The 21,778-nt window shown below is 35.2% G+C and carries 20 protein-coding genes; 11 read left to right on the forward strand and 9 right to left on the reverse strand.

The genetic code is table 11. The features are described 5' to 3' along the window. The first annotated feature begins 1 nt into the window (after position 1). The 5 genes from ACJJVN_RS13375 (at position 2) to tsaB (ending at position 5,942) form a co-directional block, all read left to right on the forward strand. Positions 2-1,261, forward strand: coding sequence for an ABC transporter permease (locus tag ACJJVN_RS13375; protein WP_405378671.1), 1,260 nt, complete (start codon positions 2-4; stop codon positions 1,259-1,261). A 28-nt stretch (positions 1,262-1,289) separates the two neighbouring features. Next, positions 1,290-2,447, forward strand: a complete 1,158-nt coding sequence (locus ACJJVN_RS13380) for an efflux RND transporter periplasmic adaptor subunit (protein WP_405378673.1) — start codon at positions 1,290-1,292, stop codon at positions 2,445-2,447. Positions 2,448-2,515: 68 nt separating this feature from the next. Beyond that, positions 2,516-3,952 (forward strand): TolC family protein, encoded by a 1,437-nt coding sequence (locus tag ACJJVN_RS13385; RefSeq protein WP_405378675.1) that lies wholly within the window; start codon positions 2,516-2,518, stop codon positions 3,950-3,952. A gap of 9 nt (positions 3,953-3,961) precedes the next feature. Next, the gene (locus tag ACJJVN_RS13390; RefSeq protein ID WP_405378676.1) at positions 3,962-5,239 is read left to right on the forward strand and encodes an efflux RND transporter periplasmic adaptor subunit; all 1,278 of its coding nucleotides are present in this window, start codon (positions 3,962-3,964) and stop codon (positions 5,237-5,239) included. Between the two features lie 22 nt (positions 5,240-5,261). Next, on the forward strand, positions 5,262-5,942 hold the full coding sequence (gene tsaB / locus ACJJVN_RS13395; protein WP_104514355.1) for a tRNA (adenosine(37)-N6)-threonylcarbamoyltransferase complex dimerization subunit type 1 TsaB: 681 nt from the start codon (positions 5,262-5,264) through the stop codon (positions 5,940-5,942). A 2-nt stretch (positions 5,943-5,944) separates the two neighbouring features. Here tsaB and ACJJVN_RS13400 read toward each other — a convergent pair whose 3' ends face one another. Both ACJJVN_RS13400 and ACJJVN_RS13405 read right to left on the reverse strand, forming a co-directional pair. Next, positions 5,945-6,145, reverse strand: coding sequence for a dodecin family protein (locus tag ACJJVN_RS13400; protein WP_104514356.1), 201 nt, complete (start codon positions 6,143-6,145; stop codon positions 5,945-5,947). A 44-nt stretch (positions 6,146-6,189) separates the two neighbouring features. After that, complete coding sequence (locus ACJJVN_RS13405) at positions 6,190-7,101, reverse strand: NifU family protein (protein ID WP_104514357.1); 912 nt, start codon at positions 7,099-7,101, stop codon at positions 6,190-6,192. Between the two features lie 346 nt (positions 7,102-7,447). On the opposite strand from ACJJVN_RS13405, the gene ACJJVN_RS13410 reads away from it, so the two are divergent. From ACJJVN_RS13410 to ACJJVN_RS13420, 3 genes are all read left to right on the forward strand, one after another. Next, positions 7,448-8,449, forward strand: a complete 1,002-nt coding sequence (locus ACJJVN_RS13410) for a type IX secretion system membrane protein PorP/SprF (RefSeq protein WP_104514358.1) — start codon at positions 7,448-7,450, stop codon at positions 8,447-8,449. Positions 8,450-8,599: 150 nt separating this feature from the next. Continuing rightward, positions 8,600-9,139: an RNA methyltransferase gene (locus ACJJVN_RS13415; protein WP_405379258.1), complete on the forward strand. Its 540-nt coding sequence runs from the start codon at positions 8,600-8,602 to the stop codon at positions 9,137-9,139. A gap of 14 nt (positions 9,140-9,153) precedes the next feature. After that, positions 9,154-9,684, forward strand: a complete 531-nt coding sequence (locus ACJJVN_RS13420) for a hypothetical protein (RefSeq protein WP_405378678.1) — start codon at positions 9,154-9,156, stop codon at positions 9,682-9,684. 62 nt (positions 9,685-9,746) lie between these two features. Here ACJJVN_RS13420 and ACJJVN_RS13425 read toward each other — a convergent pair whose 3' ends face one another. From ACJJVN_RS13425 to ACJJVN_RS13450, 6 genes are read right to left on the reverse strand one after another with little or no spacing between them, the layout of a single operon-like run. After that, positions 9,747-11,525, reverse strand: coding sequence for a MutS-related protein (locus ACJJVN_RS13425; RefSeq protein WP_405378680.1), 1,779 nt, complete (start codon positions 11,523-11,525; stop codon positions 9,747-9,749). Continuing rightward, positions 11,526-11,894 (reverse strand): MmcQ/YjbR family DNA-binding protein, encoded by a 369-nt coding sequence (locus ACJJVN_RS13430; protein ID WP_405378682.1) that lies wholly within the window; start codon positions 11,892-11,894, stop codon positions 11,526-11,528. Between the two features lies 1 nt (position 11,895). Then, the gene (locus ACJJVN_RS13435) at positions 11,896-12,516 is read right to left on the reverse strand and encodes a DUF4230 domain-containing protein (RefSeq protein ID WP_405378684.1); all 621 of its coding nucleotides are present in this window, start codon (positions 12,514-12,516) and stop codon (positions 11,896-11,898) included. 9 nt (positions 12,517-12,525) lie between these two features. After that, on the reverse strand, positions 12,526-13,344 hold the full coding sequence (locus ACJJVN_RS13440) for a cyclase family protein (RefSeq protein ID WP_405378686.1): 819 nt from the start codon (positions 13,342-13,344) through the stop codon (positions 12,526-12,528). A gap of 39 nt (positions 13,345-13,383) precedes the next feature. Continuing rightward, positions 13,384-13,773, reverse strand: coding sequence for a hypothetical protein (locus ACJJVN_RS13445; RefSeq protein WP_405369997.1), 390 nt, complete (start codon positions 13,771-13,773; stop codon positions 13,384-13,386). Positions 13,774-13,791: 18 nt separating this feature from the next. Then, positions 13,792-16,632, reverse strand: a complete 2,841-nt coding sequence (locus ACJJVN_RS13450; RefSeq protein WP_405378688.1) for a WD40/YVTN/BNR-like repeat-containing protein — start codon at positions 16,630-16,632, stop codon at positions 13,792-13,794. Between the two features lie 168 nt (positions 16,633-16,800). Between ACJJVN_RS13450 and ACJJVN_RS13455 the strand changes: the two genes are divergently transcribed. The 3 genes from ACJJVN_RS13455 to ACJJVN_RS13465 all read left to right on the forward strand — a co-directional run bounded on the left by ACJJVN_RS13455 (position 16,801) and on the right by ACJJVN_RS13465 (position 20,125). Continuing rightward, positions 16,801-17,595 carry a DUF6503 family protein gene (locus tag ACJJVN_RS13455; RefSeq protein ID WP_405378690.1) on the forward strand — a complete coding sequence of 265 codons (795 nt, stop codon included), beginning with the start codon at positions 16,801-16,803 and terminating at the stop codon, positions 17,593-17,595. A gap of 370 nt (positions 17,596-17,965) precedes the next feature. Then, entirely contained in the window at positions 17,966-19,258 is a 1,293-nt protein-coding gene (locus tag ACJJVN_RS13460; RefSeq protein WP_405378692.1) for an aminopeptidase P family protein, read from the forward strand. A gap of 90 nt (positions 19,259-19,348) precedes the next feature. Beyond that, positions 19,349-20,125: a nitrilase family protein gene (locus ACJJVN_RS13465; RefSeq protein ID WP_405378694.1), complete on the forward strand. Its 777-nt coding sequence runs from the start codon at positions 19,349-19,351 to the stop codon at positions 20,123-20,125. Here ACJJVN_RS13465 and ACJJVN_RS13470 read toward each other — a convergent pair. Beyond that, entirely contained in the window at positions 20,112-21,713 is a 1,602-nt protein-coding gene (locus ACJJVN_RS13470; protein WP_405378696.1) for an Ig-like domain-containing protein, read from the reverse strand. The two genes, ACJJVN_RS13465 and ACJJVN_RS13470, sit on opposite strands and share 14 nt — an antisense overlap. Positions 21,714-21,778 lie beyond the last annotated feature (65 nt).

Raw genomic sequence — 21,778 nt, forward strand, 5'->3', positions numbered from 1 at the left:
TATGTTCAATAGAGACCGCTGGATAGAAATAATAGAAGCACTTAATGCTAATAAGTTGAGAACATTGCTTACCGCTTTTGGTGTGTTTTGGGGTATCTTTATATTAGTAGCATTACTAGCGTTAACTAATGGATTGAGAAATGGCGCTACTGCAAATTTTGCAAATAGCGCTACTAACTCTATGTTCATGTGGGGTCAAAGTACCTCAGTACCTTATAAAGGAATGAATAAAGGTCGCAGAGTTCAATTCAAACTTGCTGATGTTGAAGTGCTCAAAGAAAAAATGCCTTCACTTAAATATGTTTCCCCTAGACAGCAGTTAGGTGGTTATCAGGGTGCAAATAATGTAACTCGCGATGAGAAAACTGGAGCCTTTCAAGTAAACGGTGATTATCCAGAATACATATACCAACAATATATGGATATTGTAAAAGGTAGGTGGCTCAATTATTCTGATATTCAAAAAGAGATGAAAAGTGCCGTAATAGGTACTGATGTGGTAAAATCACTTTATGATATAGGTGAAGAGCCTATAGGAACTTATATAAAATTACAAGGAGTAAACTTTAAGGTCGTAGGGGTTTTTGAAAATCCGAATACCCAAGGAGATAGTGAGGAAGAGGCTAATACTATTTTTATTCCATTTACATCATTTGCCAAGGCTTTTAATACTGCTGATAATGTACAGTGGATGGCTATAACCGCTCATGATAACGTCAGTATAACAGATGTTAAAGAGCAAGTGCTTTCTATTATGAGAGAACAACGTAGTGTTCATCCAGATGATAAACGTGCGATAGGTAATTTTGATAGAGCAGAGTTATTTGCAAAATTTACAGGTCTATTTGATATCCTTTCTTTTGTAGGATATTTTGTAGGTGCATTGGTATTGCTTTCTGGTGGTATAGGTATCTCTAACATTATGCTTATTGTAGTTAAAGAACGTACTAATGAAATAGGTGTACGTCGCGCTTTAGGTGCTACCCCATGGGCTATTAAATCTCAAATTTTACAAGAGTCTATTGTATTGACATTAATTTCAGGGCTTGCAGGTATTGCCTTTTCCGCAGGGCTTATTTGGTTTATGAATTACTTCTTAGATAATAATGGGCCAGTAGAGAACTTTGCAAACCCTTCAGTAAATATTGTAGTAATAGTTATTGCTTTAATAATATTAAGTATAGCCGGACTACTCGCTGGTTTTATACCGGCTTCTAGGGCTACTACCATGAAGCCAGTAGACGCTTTAAGAACAGAATAAAAAAGAATCATCCATTAATACATTATAAATGAAACGTACAGGAACCGTCATAACATTATTAGTAATCTTGTTTGCAGCAGCAGCAGGAATCTGGTATATCTATACTAAAGATCTTGAAGATCCTATGGAGTATAAGACAGAGCAAGCTGAGACAAAGACCATACTAAAAGAAACAGTTGCTACAGGTAGTATAGTCCCTAAAGAAGAGGTGAATATTAAACCTAATATTTCTGGTGTGATTGATAAAATACATGTAGAAGCAGGTGATTATGTAGAGGCTGGTGACTTAATAGCAGATATTAAAGTAGTTCCTAACGTGAGCTCTCTTACTAATGCAAAAAACAATATTGCAGGACAGCGCACTACGGTAGAAACAGCAAAACTTGCTAGAGATAACCAAAAAGCTATTTACGACAGACAAAAAGCGCTCTTTGATAAAGGAGTTATTGCAGCAAATGATTTTGATCTAGCACAAAATGCATACAATAATGCGGTGCAACGTTATAAGCAAGAACAAGTTAGTTTAACCAGTTCATTGCAAAATTATGACATCATTAGAACAGGTACCACTGCTGGATTAGGTAAATATGCTAACACAAGTGTACGTGCAACAGTATCTGGTATGGTGCTAGATGTACCGGTAAAAGAAGGAAATCAAGTAATTGAAGCAAATAACTTTAATGACGGTACTTCTATTGCCGTAATTGCAGATGTTAAGAAAATGATTTTTGAAGGTAAAGTGGACGAGAGTGAAGTAGGTAAAATAAAAGAAGGGCTGCCACTGGAGATTACAGTAGGAGCTTATAATAACAAGAAATTTGATGCCGTATTAGACTACATCGCGCCTAAGGGTATTGCAGAAAATGGTGCTATACAATTTGCCATAAAAGGAACATTAAAAACGGTTGCCCAAGATTCTACATTTGTACGTGCAGGTCTCAGCGCAAATGCGAGTATTATCTTAGATAGAGTAACTGATGTGCTAGCAGTTAAAGAAGCGCTTGTGCAATACGATCCTAAAACTAAAAAACCTTTTATAGAAATTCAGACAGGTGATCAAGAATTTGAAAGAAGAGATGTAGAATTAGGTTTAAGCGACGGTATCAACGTAGAGATTAAAAGTGGTGTCACAAAGTCGGATGAAATTAAAGTTTGGAACCCTCTTAAAGCACCTATTGGGCGCTAATTTTTAGAGGCTTCTATTTTTTCTGTAACAAATTACATTTTTAATCTACATATAGACATTATCACATTATGAAGAAGTTAATAATTTGCAGCATTGTTCTTTTAAGTTTCGCTTTCGCGAAAGCGCAATCGACAAAAATCTGGACCCTACAAGAATGTGTCCAGTACGCTATTGAGAATAATATAGATATAAAACAAGCAGACCTGAATACAGAGGTTGCAAAGTTAGATAAGAAAGATGCCCTAGGTTCTTTCTTGCCTTCACTTAATGCAAGTGCTAGTAATTCATGGAATACTGGTCTTACTCAAAATATTACTACAGGAGTTTTACAAACTCAAACCACTCGTAATTCTTCTTATGGAATCACCTCTGGAGTAACGTTATTTGATGGTTGGGCAAATGTTTATAGATTGCAAAGAGCAAAGATGAGTGTTCTAGCAAGAGAATATAATTCTGAGTTAATAGAAGATAATACTTTACTTAATGTTGCAAACTCTTATCTGAATGTTCTTTTTAATAAAGAAAATTTAAAAAGACTAGAAACTCAACATATACTGACTAAGGCTCAAATAGATCGTACATCTCAACTAGTAGAAGCTGGTTCTTTACCTCGTGGAGACTTGTTAGAAATAGCAGCAACATATGCAAATGAGGAGCAACAAATTATTGCTGCAACTAACAGTATTGTAAACTCGAGAATCGCTCTTGCACAAATTTTAAATTTAGATGACTTTACAAATTTTGATGTGCAAGATCCTAATTTAACTGATCCTAATGGTTTTGTGCTAGATAAAGCGGTGACAGATATTTATGAAAATGCACGCTCAAAAAGATTTGAAGTAAAAATAGCCGAACAAAATACATTACTGGCAGAGCAAGATTATAAAATTGCAAAGGCAGCTGTGTTGCCTAGGCTTTCAGCTTTCTTTAATTACAATACTAGAGAGTCGGGACAAGGTAATTTTAATTCTTTTTTAGATCCTAATGCACCTACTAGACAGATAGGTATTGTAGAAGGGACTAACCAGAGTGTCGTTGCTCCTAACTTTACATCTACGGTAGGTAATCCAGATCCATTTTTTGATCAATTATCACGTAATGATGGTATCTCTTATGGATTAAGTCTTAGTGTACCTATTTTTAACGGTTGGTCTGTGAGCAATAATATTGCACGTAGTAAGATTAATGTAGAAAGTAATAAACTTACAGAAGACCAGACTAAACTGACTCTTAAACGTAATATTTATCAAGCATATAATGATGCTAAAGGTTCTAAGGCAGCTTATGAAAGTGCGTCCTCAGCATTAGAGGCTAGAGAACAAGCATTTGAATACGCTAGAGAACGTTATAATGTAGGTCTTATGAATGCTTTTGACTTTAATCAGGCACAGACGGCACTTACTAATGCTCAAAGTTCTTTGTTAAGTAATAAATACGATTATATCTTCAAGCTAAAAGTATTGGAATTATTCAATGGTATAGCTCCAGAAGAATTAAAACTTTAAAACCCAACCATGAAGAAGGCGATAATAATTATAGTAATACTACTAGCTTTTATAGCTATAGGCTTTTTTGGCTACCAGAAAATCGCTGGTTCTAGCGATAAAGGTGTTTCTGTAGAGGTTATGGATGTGCAATCCATGAACATCGTAGAAACAGTAAGCGCCACTGGTAAAATAACACCAGAAGTAGAGGTAAGTATATCACCAGAAGTGCCAGGAGAGATTATAGAATTACCTATAAGAGAAGGGCAGGCCGTAAAAAAAGGAGATTTACTCGCAAGAATAAACCCAGATTTACTACAATCTAGTGTTAGTAGGTCTAGAGCTGGTCTAGCAAATACTAGAGCAGGTTATGAGCAATCAAAAGCAACTCTTGCCGAAGCTAAGGCTAACTACCAGCGTAGTTCTACCCTTTTTGAAAAAGGCGTGATCTCACAATCAGATTTTGATACAAGCACTGCGTCTTATGAAAGAGCAAAAGCAGCAGAACGTTCTGCTTACTATTCAGTTCAAAGTGCTGGAGCGACAGTTAATGAAGCTACAGATAACTTGGGGCGTACTAGTATTTTTGCCCCTATGACAGGTACTATTTCTTTGCTAGCGGTAGAGTTAGGAGAGCGAGTAGTAGGAACACAGCAAATGGCTGGTACAGAATTACTACGCGTTGCAGACCTTTCTCAAATGGAAGTAGAGGTAGATGTAAATGAAAATGATATCGTTAAGATAGAAGTAGGTGACAAAGCTATAGTAGAAGTAGACGCTTATCTTAAAAGACAGTTTAAAGGTGAGGTTACAGAAATAGCAAACACGGCTACAGGAACATTAAGTGCAGACCAGGTGACTAACTTTAAAGTAAAAGTGAGAATCTTGCCAGAAAGTTACAAAGAATTAGTAGAAGGTAAGAGTGAAAATTACAGTCCTTTTAAACCAGGTATGACTGCTACAGTAGATATCATAACTAGAGAAAAGAATGATGTAATCGCGGTGCCTATAAGTTCTATAGTAATCAAAAATGATACGGTAGAAAAAGCTTTCCCAGCAAAAAGCAGTGTTTCTACGAGCGATGAAAAATTTGAATGTGTATATCTAGAAGTAAATGGTAAGGCAAAATTAAGAGTAGTAACTACAGGTATTCAAGATGATAAAAATATCGTTATACTTTCTGGTCTTGATAAAGGTGATAAAGTAATTACCGGACCTTATAGAACGGTTACCAAGACATTAAAATCTGGTAAAGCGGTTAATTCAAAGAATAACGATACTTCTAGAGAATACTCTACAGAAGAATAAGTAAACTAGCACATCTATCCCTATGGCTTTAATTTTATGTGTAGAAACTACCTCTACTAATTGTTCTGTTGCACTAGCGTCTGATAATGGAGGTTTTGATAATGAATATGGCATTGTCCACTGTCTAGATTTAATAGAAGATAATAGTGATGGTTACAGCCATGGAGAACGACTGCATATTTACATAAATGAGATTTTAACACGTAATAATATCACTGCAAACGATCTAGACGGTATTGCTGTTAGTGAAGGTCCAGGTTCTTACACCGGTTTGCGTATAGGTGTTGCTACGGTAAAAGGATTGTGCTACGCTTTAAGCATACCTATGATGGCTGTGAGTACCTTAGAATCTTTAAGTAAACAAAATACCAGTTCAAATGTTTCTATCGCAATGCTAGATGCTAGAAGGATGGAGGTATATGCGGCTGTTTTTAAGGGTGTAGAACAAATAGAGCCAGTTAGTGCGGTTATATTAGATCAAGAAAGTTTTTCTCGCTTTCGCGAAAGCGGAACCGTAACATTCATCGGGACTGGTATTACTAAGTTCGAAGAGCTTATAAAAGAAGAGCAGCATACTTATACTACTTCTAATCCGACGGCACTTACCATGTGCGATCTAGCCATGGAAAAGTATAAAAAAAGCGACACCGTAGATGTCGCTTATTTTGAACCGTTTTACCTTAAAGAATTTAAAGCAGGTTAGAATTAATTAACCTCAAAAGTGATTTTTACATTCACTCTGTATTCAGATACTTTACCGTCTTTTACCTGAGCACTTTGCTCATTTACGTAAACAGATCTTATGTTTTTCACACTTTTTGCAGCGTGTTCAACGGCTTTATTTGTTGCCTCTTCCCAGCTAGTGTCACTGTTTGCTAATACCTCGATTACTTTTAAAACTGCCATGATTGTATTTTTTTATGATTAATTAATCATAAAAGATACACTTTTTAGCCATTTAGTGCAACAACTCTATCTATTTTACCAGGTATCATATCTTTAAGCATAGTTTCAATACCATTGCGCAAAGTCATGGTAGAAGATGGACAGCCGCTACATGCGCCTTGTAAAATAACTCTTACCTCACCACTACTTTCTTCATAACCTTCAAAGACTATATTACCTCCATCACTTGCGACAGCTGGTTTTATATATTCATCTAGAATCTCAACTATCTTTTTAGAAATGTCATCTAGATTTTCAAATTTAGGTAGGTCTGTAGACTCTCCTTTTTCTTTTACAATAGCGGCACTTTCATGTTTTGTTTCTCCTATGGAATTACCGTTTTCAATAGATTCTCTTATGAAAGAACGCACCTCGTGAGTTACTTCGTCCCAAGAAATGACGTCATGCTTTTGAATAGAAATATAGTTTTCATCTACATAAAGCTCCTTAATAAAAGGGAATTTATATAAATCTCTCGCTAGTGTGTTTGCTTCAGTATCATTGATGCTTTTAAACTCCTTGCTGTTTACAGTAAGTTTTTTATTGGCAACAAATTTCATTGCATTAGGATTAGGAGTAGCCTCTGCATAAACAGTAACGGGCACTTTCTTTTTCTCTTGGTCTGTGGTAACTAGAGTAGCGCCACTATTGAGAAAAGTCTCAATTTGCTCTGCCACCTCTGTTTGTACATCTGCCCATTCTACAATATCATATTTTTCTATAGCGATAAAGTTCTGTGCGATATAAACTGTTTTTACAAAAGGAAGGTAAAAAAGCTGTTGTGCTAGAGGTGATGGCTTTGCGTCATCTATATTTTTAAACTCGTAACTATGGTTTTTTACTAAGAAATGATTGCTTTCGAATTTTACAATCGATTCATTACTAGTGTTTACAACCTTAATTTGATGATTTTCCATAATTATTTTAATCTAACACAAAGATAAGGCGCTTAAGAAGGTAAAGCTTCATATAAATCAATCGATTAATTTTATGAAGCTTTTTGTTTTACCAATTCTGTGAGATTATAGGACAAATTTGTGATTTTATTTCATTAGTTGTTCAACATAATCCTTATAAACCCTTGTTCTAAAACAAAAATTTATATATTTGAAACCTTGTCATCTAATCCTAGGTTTTTAGACGATGTTTTTCAGAAAATGCGCCCAAGCAATTCATTTGTTTCATTTTTGAAAAATCAATTAACTAACAAGGTATAAAACATTTTTAACGTTGATAACGTTAGAGAGTTACACAAAACTAAACATGAAAAAACTATTCATTTTACTAGCTATCGTTTTTAGTGGTCAGCTAGCCATCGCACAAGAAGGTGTTCCAGTTTATTTAGATTATCTAACAGATAACTATTACTTACTTCACCCTTCTATGGCAGGAGCTGCGGCATGTGGTAAAGTAAGAGGTACAGTAAGACAGCAATGGTTTGATCAAGAAGACGCGCCTAACTTACAAACGTTAAGTTTTAATACAGGTATAGGAGAGAATAGTGGTATAGGAGCAATATTATTTAATGACAAGAACGGTTATCACTCACAAACTGGTGCTTACCTTTCTTATGCTTATCACTTACAAATAGGTGGTGGTTTTGAAGATTTAAACAGACTTTCCTTCGGTATGAGTGCTGGTCTAGTGCAAAGTAGACTAGATGAATCAGATTTTAACCTTGCAGATTTTGACCCTATTATTACAGGAGTTCTTAGAAGTGATTCTTACTTTAATGTAGATATAGGTATGTCTTACTTCTACAAAGAATTTTATGCACACTTTACTGTTAAAAATGCTCTTTTCCAAAACCGTGAAATTTATTCTGAAGGTTTTGAAAGTACTAACCAGCGTCGTTATGTTGCAACAGTAGGTTATTTATTTGCGCCACGTAATAGTGACTGGCAGTGGGAACCTTCTGTATTATATCAACGTACGGACCGCACTGGAGAGCAATTTATGGACATAAATGCAAAGGCTTATTATGACCTTAACGATACTAGTGTTCTTTACATGGGACTTTCTTACCGTCAGAGTTTTGATGGGGCTGAGTTCTTAGATGGAACTAGCGTACAAGAACAAAACCTTTCTCTTCTTTCTCCTATTCTTGGTGTAAAGTACAAAGAGTTTACATTTGGCTATAACTACAGTTACCAGTTTGGTGATGTACAGTTTGCAAATGGAGGTTTTCACCAGATTACCTTAGGTATCGATTTCTTATGTAGAAAAGATAGATGGAGTTGTAACTGTCCTGCGGTTAACTTATAATATTACATAAATCAATTATAATATAAAAGGATAGCTTTATGGCTATCCTTTTTTTTTGTGTTCCGCTTTCGCGAAAGCGGAATAACTTTAATGCCATTACCTAAATAAAGTTTCTAGAAAGAAAATACAACTTCTTACCTTTGACACATGATGAGAAAACTACTTAACGAAGAACTAGATCGCCTTACTACAGAAGGTTTTAAAGAAAGTGATAAAACACCTTTGATAATTGTCTTAGATAACGTGCGTAGTTTAAATAACATCGGTTCCGTTTTCCGTAGTGCAGATGCTTATCGTGTTGAAAAAATTTATTTATGTGGAATCACTGCACAACCACCTCATAAAGACATTAGAAAAACGGCCTTAGGAGCTACTGAAACCATAGAATGGGAATATGTAGAAGATACTGTGGATATAGTAAACAGGCTCAATGAGCAAGGTTATACAACCTGTGCAATAGAACAAGCAGAGCGCTCGCAAAACCTTTATAATTTCTCACCATCAAAAGGTGATAAGGTAGCCATTGTTCTCGGTAACGAGGTAAAAGGTGTACAGCAAGAAGTAGTAGACGCGTGTAAAGAAGTCATAGAGCTAGATCAATATGGTACTAAACACAGTTTAAACATATCAGTTTGTGCCGGTATTGTGATCTATGATGTCTTTAATAAGATTAGTTTGTTAAGAGATTAATACAGGTAGAGTATATGACTGATAAAACTGCAAAAAGAGTTTATACTTATTCTTTATTTCTAGGTTTTGCTTTATTGTGTTGGCAAATTTTAATCTATCGTAAGACTATTGTAGATCCTAAATTATTAAGTGCTATAGTAATCATAGCTACTATAATAGGTGTAGTTATGATATCAAGAAACTACAGTAAAATATATCCCATATATAGTGGTATAAAACTTATGTTTTTTACTGTGTTACAATCTTTAATCAGTTTTGGCTTTATCGTTTCTGGTATTTTTATTTTGATGAATTTTTATTTATCAAGTGGGCAAATAGAAATTCAACAACATACTATTATAAGTAGATCTTCCATGTCTGGAGGGAAAAGACATAGAAATGAAAGAAAGCCAATTTTTGAAATTCAATACAATTCGTATTATCGTAAACAGCTAGTTTTCTCACATCAATTTTATGAACGAAGAAATGAGTTCAAAATAATTGAGTTAGAAGTAAAAGAAGGTTTTTTTGGTTTTGATATTTTAGAAAATAAAACGCTTAAATAACTCGATCGTTTAAGTTAAAACTTAACGTCATTATTTGTAATGGAATATATTTTGTCTACTGTCTACTCATCCACAATCCCCATTTTCCTCAACAAGAAACTCGCATTCATATTAGTAGCAATACCATCTTTGAATTTGTAGTCAAAGGTGAGCTCGTCATTAGTGATGTCTGCGTCAAAGAAATAATTGGAAATGGTGTCGTATTCGTTTGCTACTTCAGTAAGGCTTAAATCGTGTGTAGCGATAATTCCTGTCGCATGTTTTCTAGAGAGTTTTTCAATAAGCTTGCGAGAACCGTTAGCTTTATCCTGACTGTTAGTTCCTTTAAGAATCTCATCAAGAACAATAAAATACCGATCGGTTTCTATTTTATCAACTATATATTTAAGACGTTTTAATTCGCTAAAGAAGTACGATTCATCATCTGTTAAAGAGTCGCTGGTTCTCATACTTGTAATCAGCTTAATCGGGCTATAAGTCGCTTGTTGAGCGCGTACAGGTAAGCCTACGTTAGAGAGTACTATTTTCATAGATACAGTTCGTAAGAAGGTACTTTTTCCAGCCATGTTTGCACCGGTAATGATAAAGAACTCACCAGAGGATATATCTATGTTGTTGCCTATGGATTTGTTTGGATCTAATAAAGGGTGATGTGCCTCTGTCGCTTTTAATTGAAAATCACCTGATACTATTTTAGGATAAATAAAGTCAGGATGGTTGTAAGCAAAGTTACCTAGCGAGCTCATTGCATCTATCTCTGCAGCGGCTTGTAACCAGTTTTCTATATGACTCGCGTTTTCTTGTAGCCAGTTTTCTATGGTATGTACTTGTTTTAAATCCCAAAGTCCCAGACCATTTGCCATAACACCAAAAAGCATGTTGTTTCTTTGGTCCAGTCTTCCTATGGATCTTGCTAGTTCATAAAAACGTTCTGAAGCCGGCGCTCCATCGGTTGTTATTTTTGACTTTAATTCTACTAACAATTCACTTTCAAAATTTTCATTTTCTATCGCGAGAATTAACTGACTGTACTGACTAAAAAATAATTCTAGACTACTTATGTTACCAGAAAAAGCAGTGATTCTTTTAATGTATTTACCTGTAATTCCTAAACCTGTAAAAAACACAACAGATGGCACATAACCAGTAACTAGATCGTAGAAGTATAGAGCAAATGTCGATATACTCAGCGCTAGCCATAACCAGCATAACCAGGAGAATATCTTAGGGACAAAAGGTTCATAGCCTTTTACCCATTCTAACATCGATTTGGGATTGCGTTCATTATCAAGCAATGTAGCTGTTGCCCAAAATTCTTGTCTAAAATCTACCTTGTTTGCTAGTTCTTTTACAGCTCCTTGTTTTTTCTCTATTTGAGAGATGTCGTTGCTGTTTAGTTTATGAGCAAGTGATTTAATTCCATCTTTAGTAACACTTCTATTGAGGTATTGAAATATAGACCCTGCACCGAATAAATCAATATCACGACCATATTCATGATCTTCTGTTAGAAATTCTTTACCATCAGGGAAGCCATGAAAATCACGATCTAGAATTTGTAATTCCTTACCATTAATATCTCTTAATGCTATTTGAAAATCGCGCTTGCGTTTTAAATTCTCATGTCTAGAAACTAAAAATAGAAAGATACCAAATATTACAAATGCTGCTAATAAGGCATATTGCCAGTAATCAAAAAGTAAATAAACGGCAGCACAACCACCTATAAATACTAGAAACCGTATCGTGCTAGATAAGCGCAATTGATTTTGTAAACGGTTGCTAGAGTCTGTAAATTGAGCAATGCGCTCGTTATAAAAGGTGTGGAGTTTTGAATCCAATTAGCTGTTTTTTAAAAGTTCTTTGTCTTTGCGAGTCAGTTTTGCAACGACTAGATCATAACTGTGATCTATCCATTGTTGCAGTTCTTCTCGCGGCATATCACGGTCTGTGTATATGGTATTCCAGTGTTTTTTATTAGAATGAAAACCACCTATTACAGTGCCATCATATTGCTCTCTTAACTCTATGGCTTTGTCAGGATCGCATTTAAGATTTATAGTTTTTTCTCCACGTTCCCATTTTTCAAGACCAGCGAGACAAAACATCTTATTCATTACCTTAAAAACTAAGGTTACCTCGTCAAAGGGGAACTCTTCTGTAGCTCCTTTTTTAGAAAGACAGTAGTCCCTAAGTTGGTCTATTTCCATCTTATGAATCTAGTTTTTTAGTCTCCTCGTGTTTTTCTAAAACTAAGGCATTATAATCTAGGGTCCAGCCTATAGTTGCTGCGAGTCCTTCCATCATTTTAATAGCAAGAATAGCTTCTTTACGAGCTTGTTCCATAAGGCCGCTTTCTGGTACTTTATCAATAATGTGTTGTTTTGCATTGCGTGTTACCTCAGTAAGGTCGTCGCTGGTAAAATAATTTGCCCATCCTTCTGACTTGTCATAGTAACTAAAATCGGTTTCTATACTCAAAATTTGCGGTTGCGGAAAGTTCTTAAGAACAATCGTTTTTCTCTCAGGATCGCTATCCATTTCTATTTTAGTAAGGTCAAAACCTATATGTGCCTTTGCATTAATTAAGATAATGGCTTTTTTCTTTCCTAATAGAAAGTTTGCAATTTTGTCTTTTACATTTTGATAGTGGTAGATTTCAGAAAAATCCCCTTCTACGGTTATGAATTTACAAACCGAGCGTATTTTCTCCATAAGTACAACACTTTGCTCGCGTGTGTTTTCTTTTTTGCCATTTTTAAAAAAGAATTTAAAAATAAAAAATGAAGCGACTGCTCCTAATGCCAGTCCGAGAAAAAATAATAATTCCATAAATCAAAGTTACAATATCTCGTAGAGAATAGGACGAGAAGGTGCAGCATCATTTTCTATAGGTGCTACTTGAAGATCTAGCATGTAAAAGCCGTCTTTTATTACATCAGGTACATAAATCAACTCGGTGATAGTAGCGTCTAGTCGTTGCTCACCATTAAAATCCCAAAATTCTTTATGTGCCAGTAACGCACCATCATCTTTTTCTTTGTCCACACTAGGTAAATCTATGAGAATGTGTTGGATTCCGCTTTCGCGAAAGCGTAACATTAATCCAGCATCTACATACGGTGGGTTGCTATTGGAATAATTCTTACTCTTATTACTTTCTGGATTAGGCATGGTACGCAAGATCACAGCCTTTATTCCAGTAGTGAGAGGAGTTGTTACCGATTCATTAATGACTAGATCGCCATCTATTTCTTGAGGTCTTACACTTATCAACTGCGCTTTAAAGAAGGTCCCATCTAGTGCATTATTCACACTATGAAACTCTTCTGTAATATGCCCAATACATTCCGTATGTGTTCCATGACTATGCGGATTAAAATTAACGTCATTAAAATTAGTCGAGCCACCCAATTTTACATTCCCCACATATCCATCTACTTCCACATGTTTAATGACCGGTTGATCGATATACCAAGCACCAACTCCAGCATTGTTTTGTATCGCTAGACTAATATCATTTGGTTTTGAAAGATCTATAGATATTTGCTCTTTTTCTAGCTGTATGGTTGTTTTCATGAATGATATTTGTGGTTCAGACTTATTTTGTTCTACGCAACTAGTCAATACAATGGTAAGTAATAGAAAGTAATATTTCATATATAACTTATTAATTTACATTTCGATAACTGAGTGATTCTACATCGTTTTTTTACGAATTAAAAACTCTGATAGTTGATGTTTTAAAATCTTAGACTCTTCGTAACTTATCTTTAATTTAGTTAGAGGAATTGAAAGCTGTTGATTTGCATCAGTTATTTCTAAAACGCTTTTTATCCCATTATAATTTATAGTTTCAAAATCAGATAGAGTGTACTCATTAGAAACTTTATTTCTAATGATTAAAATTATTCTTTTTTCAGTTAAAACGAGATAGTTAAGTTTCTTTTGACTTAAAAAATATAGAACAGATAGAAAGGATATCCAATTATTAAGAATTGCCTCAAAAAAGGTTTGCCCTGAATCTTTTACTAGTAAAACAGTACCAGATTCTTTCTTAATAATGTGATCGATCTCTTTTTTTGTCATTTTAGAAAAACAAATACTTTACTCCACTACTAACTCCTGACTAGCGTTTCCACCACTACCACTTAATTTAACAGAATAGACTCCTTTAGGTAAATAATACTTTCCGTTTTGTGCTTTTACTGGTCTGTTTTCTTTGTCAAATCTTTTCACAGCATATTCTCCTACAGTACCATTATAAGTGTAAAAGTTAATACCGATAGAACTCATGCTAGCATCTTCAAAAATGGTTTTTCCATCTTTATTGAGCACTTCTATTTTTACTTTTCCAGCCATAGGAGTGTAGTAAGAAAGTTTTATAGCAGGTTCTGGTCCTTTGCTCCACATAAATCCTTGCGATCCATATCTAGACGAGGCTCTGGTTTTATCGATTTTCGCGAAAGCGAAACCATCATTATTCATCAATGCAAGTGCATCTAAATTTGCAGTATAAATAGAACGACCGTGCGTACCGATTAACAAGTCGTTTGCAACTGGTTGTATTTTCATATCGTGAACGGCAACTGGTGGCATACCGTTATTTAAAATGTCCCAATTTGCTCCACTGTCTGTACTTATGTAACTACCATTATCTGTTCCTACAAAGAGAGTATTCTTACTTTTAGGATGCTCAATAATCACGTTTACAGGAGAGGTAGGAATGTTGTTGCCTATGTTTTTCCAAGTAGTTCCATAATCATCACTCATGAAAACGTAGGTAGTGAAATCATCAAATCGATAACCGTTTAAGGTTACATAAACACGTTCTTTTTTATGTTGAGAAGCAACGACACGACTTATCCATAAGTTTGCCGGCCAGTTGCCTTTAACACTTTTCCAGGTAGCACCGCTATCTTGAGTAAGTTGTACTAAACCGTCATCTGAGCCTGTGTAAATTAATCCGAATTGAAATGGAGATTCACTAATAGTCGTTATGGTTCCATAAGCTACATTTCCTTCTTTACCACCTTGGGTAAGGTCTGGTGAGATAGCGGTCCAGTCTGTACCATTGTTCATAGAACGGTGTAATTTATTGCTACCTAAATAAAGGATATCCTGATTATGTGAGCTTAATAGAATAGGAGTTTGCCAGTTGAAACGGTATGGAGATTCTCCTAATTCATGTTTGGGTTGTATGTAAGTGCGTTTTCCAGAATCGCGATTTATTCTATAATAGTTACCAAACTGGTATCCGGTATAAACGATGTCACTATTTCTAGCGTCTATTTGAACCTGCATACCATCGCCACCCATAATGGTTTCCCATGGGTAGTGACCTCTTTGTTGCCATGCTCTGTTTTCTCTTGCGTTGTGCGCGCCTACCCAAACGCCGTTATCTTGTAAACCACCATAAATATTATACGGTTTTTCTGTGTCGTAATTAATAGAGTAGAACTGACCTACACTAGGTGAATTGTTTTTAATCCACGTCTCACCATCATCATAGGAGATGTTAAGTCCACCGTCGTTACCGTTGATAATATGACCACGTTTATTAGGATTTACCCATAAAGCATGATGGTCTGCATGCACGTTTTCTCTTGAAATGTTGATCCAGTTCTTACCGCCATCTACAGATTTAATAATCGGTACGCCCATAACGTAAAGGTGATTTACATCGCTAGGGTCTACACGTACTTGTGCAAAATAGTATCCATAGCTGTAAAAAACGCCATCTATCTGTCCTTCATGAGTCTTATTCCATGTCTTACCACCATCATTAGAACGATACAATTCGGCGCCCTTTACAGGTGTGTCAAAAAGCTGTGTGTTTGCCGTTTCAAGATATTTTGCAACATCCATAGGAGTAGCATCTCCTGCACGTACCATGTTTTTTACGTTTTGGGCGCGGTACTTTTCTTGAAAACCGTTTTGTTTTAAAAAGGTGTTTAGTTTTTTATCATCTAGTTGTAAGAAGTCATCTTTGGACATCGATGTAAAATCGTTTTTAGAAAGTTGATTTCTAGTTGTTTTTTTAGAATCTGTTTTTTGAGCTGGTCTTCTAAATTGAGAGTCATGAATAGCATATACGGTGTTCTCATTATATACAGCTAGTCCTATGCGGCCTGTTCCACTTCCTACAGGAAAACCACTTGCCTCTGTAGTGATTTTAATCCAGTTTTTTCCAGCATCGGTACTTTTATAAATGGCACTTGCCGTTCCATTTCCATCAAAATTCCATGCTTTGCGATTTTTCTCCCAGCTGGCAGCATACATAATATTAAAATTATTTGGTGCTGTCGCTAGATCTATAAAACCTGCAGTACTGGTTGCAAAAAGAGTTTTATCCCAAGTTGTACCACCATCTTGAGTAGTGTAAATACCATGATTATCACTTACTGAATATAACGGACCAGTTACGGCAACGACTACATGGGCGGTATTTTTAGGATCTATTAAAATACGTCCTATATGTTGAGAGTCTGTAAGCATGGGCTTGCTCCATGTTTTACCCCAATCGGTAGATTTAAGTAAACCTATACCGGCATAACTACTACGGCTAGAGTTGTTTTCTCCTGTTCCTGCCCATATGGTTTTAGAAGTCCAGTCTGCAGCGATATCACCTAGATTAATTGTGCCAGCATTATCCATAATAGGAGTAAAGCTAGTACCGTTATTATTAGTGTACCATAAACCGCCACTGGCATATGCGACTAACATTTCTGTTGGGTCTGCTGGGTTAATGTCTATATCTACTACACGACCAGACATTACTGTAGGTCCTATGTTTTTAAATTCTAGGTTTTTAAAAGGAGAAGATTGCGACAGTTGCTCTTTTTTATCTAGACTACTTTGCACATCTGTACCGCTTGTGGCAACTGGATTTTGTGCAAAAGTGAAGATAGAAGAACTGATAAATAGAAAAGACAAGAGCTTTTTCATGAAGTGTTTTTTAAGTGGCGTTTAAAGATAAGGACTTTGAGTTATAGTTTTAATCCATATAATTCCTTACCACAAGAATATAATAATTTTTTCTAGGGTAGTTTTCTTCTAACTTAATTTTATAATATCCCTAACATAATCGTGATACTCTTTATTTATTTTCCGCAGATGAAAAAAATTATACTAGCTTTATTTGTAGCGACATTGATGGTGTCTTGCAAGACCGAAGAGAAGAAAGAAGTTTCTGTAGAAAAAGAAACCGTTGTAGAAAAAACCATGGTAGACCTATCTAGATATCCTCAGGGATTAAAAGATGTTCTTGCTGCACATGGAGGACTTCAAAAATGGTCTGAAATGAGAAGTCTTACTTACTCTCTAGATGAAACAGAAACTATTGCAGATGTGCAGACTAGAGATATAGTGGTAAAATCACCTACTCATACCATAGGTTCTCTAGACGGTAAAGTGTGGATCGCACAGGATAGTGCTTATTTTCCAGAAGCTAGAGCAAAGTTCTATCATAATTTAATGTTCTATTTCTACTCTATGCCTTTCTTACTTGCAGATAGTGGTATTGTGTATGAAGATGTAGAACCACTAGAATTTGATGGAGTTACTTATCCTGGTATTAAGGTAGGGTTTGAAGCTGCAGTAGGAGACTCGCCAGATGATAATTACCTAATGTTTTACCACCCAGAAACTAAAAAAATGACATGGCTAGCTTATACAGTTACTGCTGGTAATAGAGGTAAGTCAGATAAATTTAACTTTGTGAACTATAATGAGTGGAATGAGGTAAACGGTTTATTGTTACCTACACAACTTACTTGGTATAAAGTAGAAAACAACAAACCTACGGTGCCTGCTGGTAAAGTAAGAGAATTTAAGAGCATAGATATAGACGGCGGTAATATGGATACAGCAACATATGCAAAACCTGAGAACGGTGTTTATGTAGACTAGATAGAGTTATAAAATATTGTAAAGCCCTGTTTCTTAAGCTAAGGAACAGGGCTTTTTTTATCGCTAGTTTTTCTATAAATTTAGAAGACTAATCAAAATCATCATTATTATGGAAGTTGCAAGATATTTTATCATCGGTGTTACCATTGTTATTGTACTACTTTTAGTAGTTACTTTTATTAAAAATCGTAAAAAGAAACGTTCTTAATCTTTCTTGTAATTCTTAAAAAGAAAGGGAGATTGTGTTGTTAATGAATTCTAGTTTTCTTTGCCGTCTATAGAGCTATTCTTACCTTGCGGTAGGTTGTAGTTCCGCTTTCGCGAAAGCGGTATTATAACCATTATCCTAACTCAATTATAGATTTTACATATGAAATATCATCCTATAAATCCGGCTCTTTTTATTAAAAACCGTAAGAACTTTATGGCTAAAATGAAGCCGTCTAGTCTAGCTGTTTTTAATTCTAACGATGTTTTTACAACAGGAGCTGATAGTACGCTGCCGTTTAAACAACACCGCGATATATTCTATCTAAGTGGTGCAGATCAAGAGAATACTATTTTAGTTCTTTTTCCAGATAGTCCGGATCCAGCACATAAAGAAGTGCTTTTTGTTACGGAAACTAACGCGCACATTGCTGTATGGGAAGGTGAAAAACTGACTAAAGAAAAGGCGACTGAAGTAACAGGTATAAAAACTGTATACTGGTTAAGTGATTTTGATAAGAAGTTTTTTGAAATGATGACGCAATGCGATACCATCTATTTTAATACTAATGAGCATTACCGCCAGTCTGTAGAATTAGAAGGTCGTGAAGACCGATTTATTAAAAAAACCAAAGCGCAATACCCAGCGCACAATTATGCAAAGTCTGCACCGATTATGCAACGTTTAAGAGCGGTTAAAGATCAAATCGAGATAGATTTAATCCAGAAGGCTTGTGATATTACTAATGCAGGTTTCCGTCGTGTATTAGATTTTGTGAAGCCTGGTGTCATGGAGTATGAGGTAGAGGCAGAGTTTTTACATGAATTTATAAGAAGCCGTAGTGATGGTTTTGCCTACACGCCTATTATTGCGAGTGGTAATAATGCAAACGTACTGCACTATATAGAGAACAATCAAGAATGCAAGAGTGGCGATTTAATTCTTATCGATGCTGGTGCGCAGTATGCTAATTATGCAAGTGATATGTCTAGAACTATACCAGTAAATGGTCGTTTTACAGATAGACAGAAGCAAGTGTACAACGCGGTATTAAGAGTAAAGAATGACGCGACTAAAATGCTTGTGCCAGGTACGTTATGGAAAGAATATCATGTAGAGGTAGGTAAGATAATGACCAAAGAACTTCTAGAACTAGGTCTTATCGATAAGGCAGATGTTGCAAACGAAGACCCTAACTGGCCAGCATATAAGAAATACTTTATGCATGGTACGTCTCACCACATGGGTCTAGATACTCATGATTATGGTATTTTATGGGAGCCTATGCAAGCAGGAAATGTATTTACGGTAGAACCTGGTATTTATATTCCAGAAGAAGGATTTGGTATACGACTAGAAGATGACGTGGTTATCAATAATAGTGGTGCACCATTTAATCTTATGAGAGATATTCCTATAGAAGCAGAAGAAATAGAAGATATAATGAACGCTTAATTTTATAGTATTTACATTTATTATCTAACACAATATTATAGGCAGTTCTTTAAATAGTGCTGCCTATTTTTTTTAATTTAAAACAGACTCATGAAAAAGGATATTTTAAAAACATCGATTATTCAGACTTCTCTGGTTTGGGAAAATCCAAAACAAAATTTGAAGAATTTTTCTAAGAAGATGGAGTCACTCAATGGAAAAACAGATTTAGTAGTGCTTCCTGAGATGTTTACTACAGGTTTTTCTATGAAGCCTGATGGTCTTGCTTGTGACTCTGGTGTTATCGATTATTTAAAAGACCATGCAATAAGAGGTGGTTTTGCTATTTATGGAAGTGTCATGTTTCAAATAGGAGATAAATTTGTAAACCGCGGTATTTTCATGCGTCCTGATGGATCTTCTACCATTTATGATAAAAGACACACGTTTACACTTGCTGGTGAGCATGAGGTGTACGAGAAAGGTGGAAAAACCGTAGTAGCCGAATATCTAGGCTGGAAATTTAACCTGCAAATCTGTTACGACTTGCGTTTTCCTGTTTTTGCAAGAAATACTAGTAATTATGACGTGTTGTTATATGTTGCTAACTGGCCTGTACCTAGAATAAACGCTTGGGATGCTTTATTAAAAGCTCGTGCCATTGAAAATATGAGTTATTGCATAGGTGTGAACCGAGTAGGAAAAGATGGTACAGGAATGGATTATAACGGACACTCTCAAGTTTATGATGTTTTAGGGAGTGAATTACTTGATCAGCCTTGGGAAGAAGAAGGAATACAAACTGTTGAGATTCATAAGTCTGAAATTAAGAAATACCGTTCTAAGTTGTGCTTTTTAGAAGATAGAGATCAATTTAGTTTAAGTTAAGATTATAAATTCTGTCCCAATTAGGTTTGAGCTTAACAATTTCTGGATGGTAAACTACTTTTTCTGGTTGAGTTCCTTTTAAGAAATTACCGGCATCATATTTTCCATTGCCATTAGTGTCGGATACTACTCTTATATAGTATTCTCCTGGGTTGAGGTAGAAGAAGTTATAAGTACCATTTTTATCCACAGACTGTTCTAGCTCTATGGTCAAGTCCTTTTTAGTAATTTGAATAAGGATAGGGAAATCTCCTGTGTTATTTACGGTAACGCTTATATTACCTAAAGATGTTGATTTTACTGTGTTGAAATTATAACTTAACGTATCTGTGTTTTTCTCACCATAAAAATCTGTTACAGCACCTGGTAATAGGGTTAGATTATATTTTTGAGACTCTTTTCTTTCAAAGTCTACTACAGCATTATTTTTAAGACTGTCTAACCTTGTAGTAAAAGATACTTGTAGACTGTCTTTATCAATAAGTTTCATGAAATTAGTATCCACCTTTTCTATAGGAGTAGATGCTGAAAAGGTAAATGGTTTATTTAGTGAGAAATCATTGCCTTTTTTTATGCTTAATGTGTCTTTTGTCAGCTCTTTTAAGCGTACTTTAAATTCTTCTTCTTGATTTGAAACTGTTGTACTTATCATAACAGAATCTTGCTTAATTACTGGCTGATACCAGTATTGTAAAGTATCTTTCTTTTCTAATTGTGTTAAGCGACTTTTGGTAATTAGTGATTTGTTAGTAGGTTCTATTTTTAAATCGTCTACGTTACCTGTATAACCTACATATAGTCTAGATGGAGCTTGCTGTGTGATTTTTTTAATGCTAGGATCTAGTTCTTGCTGGTACATGTTAAGTTCATAAACTTTATCACTAGGAATAGTTATGTGTTCTGTTATAAAGCCTATTTTATCTCTTGTTACATCAAAGCGTAAATCGTAATTCTCTTCTTTGAGAGCTACCATTTTGTAAGTGCCTTCTTTAAGGTTTTCCATAGTAAAGGTAGTCAGACTGTCTAGGGTGTTTAGAACATATCGCGGTTGTTCTTTATATATGATACTATCTGTATATTCTTCATTTACTTCATATAGCAAAACGTTTACAAACTCTTCTGCCTCATAATTTAAGGCATCAGTTATTTTACCTTTTAAGGTTAAGGAGTCTATCACGGTCCCAGTACTGAAAACGTATTTAAAAAATGGATATGGATTCCCTTCATTGTTGTCTACTATACTTTGTCCAAAATTGAAAACATAAGTAGTATTATCCTTTAATGTGTCGGTAATCTCTATAGTTATTTTTCTCGATGGAGTTCCCTGTGGTGTAATAGTAGGACGCGTTTTTAAAGGCGGTGATATAACCAGTTGTTTTTGTAAATCATTAAGTTTTACAAATTCGTCAAATTCTATCTCGATAATGCGATTTTTGAAATTACGAGTATAATTATCTGGATACATACGTAATATTACTGGTGGCTTTTCATCCACTGGACCACCTGTAGGTGAGCCTTTTTTTGCACATTGAACTAGTGTGATAGCTATTAATAGAACTGCGAGTATGTTTAAAAGATGTTTTTTCACTGGTATATTTAACGTGTGCAATTTAAGTTGATTATTCTTAATGATAAAAAAGACTTTAATGTTCG

This window comes from Nonlabens sp. Asnod3-A02, from assembly GCF_045063755.1.
GTDB lineage: Bacteria > Bacteroidota > Bacteroidia > Flavobacteriales > Flavobacteriaceae > Nonlabens > Nonlabens xylanidelens.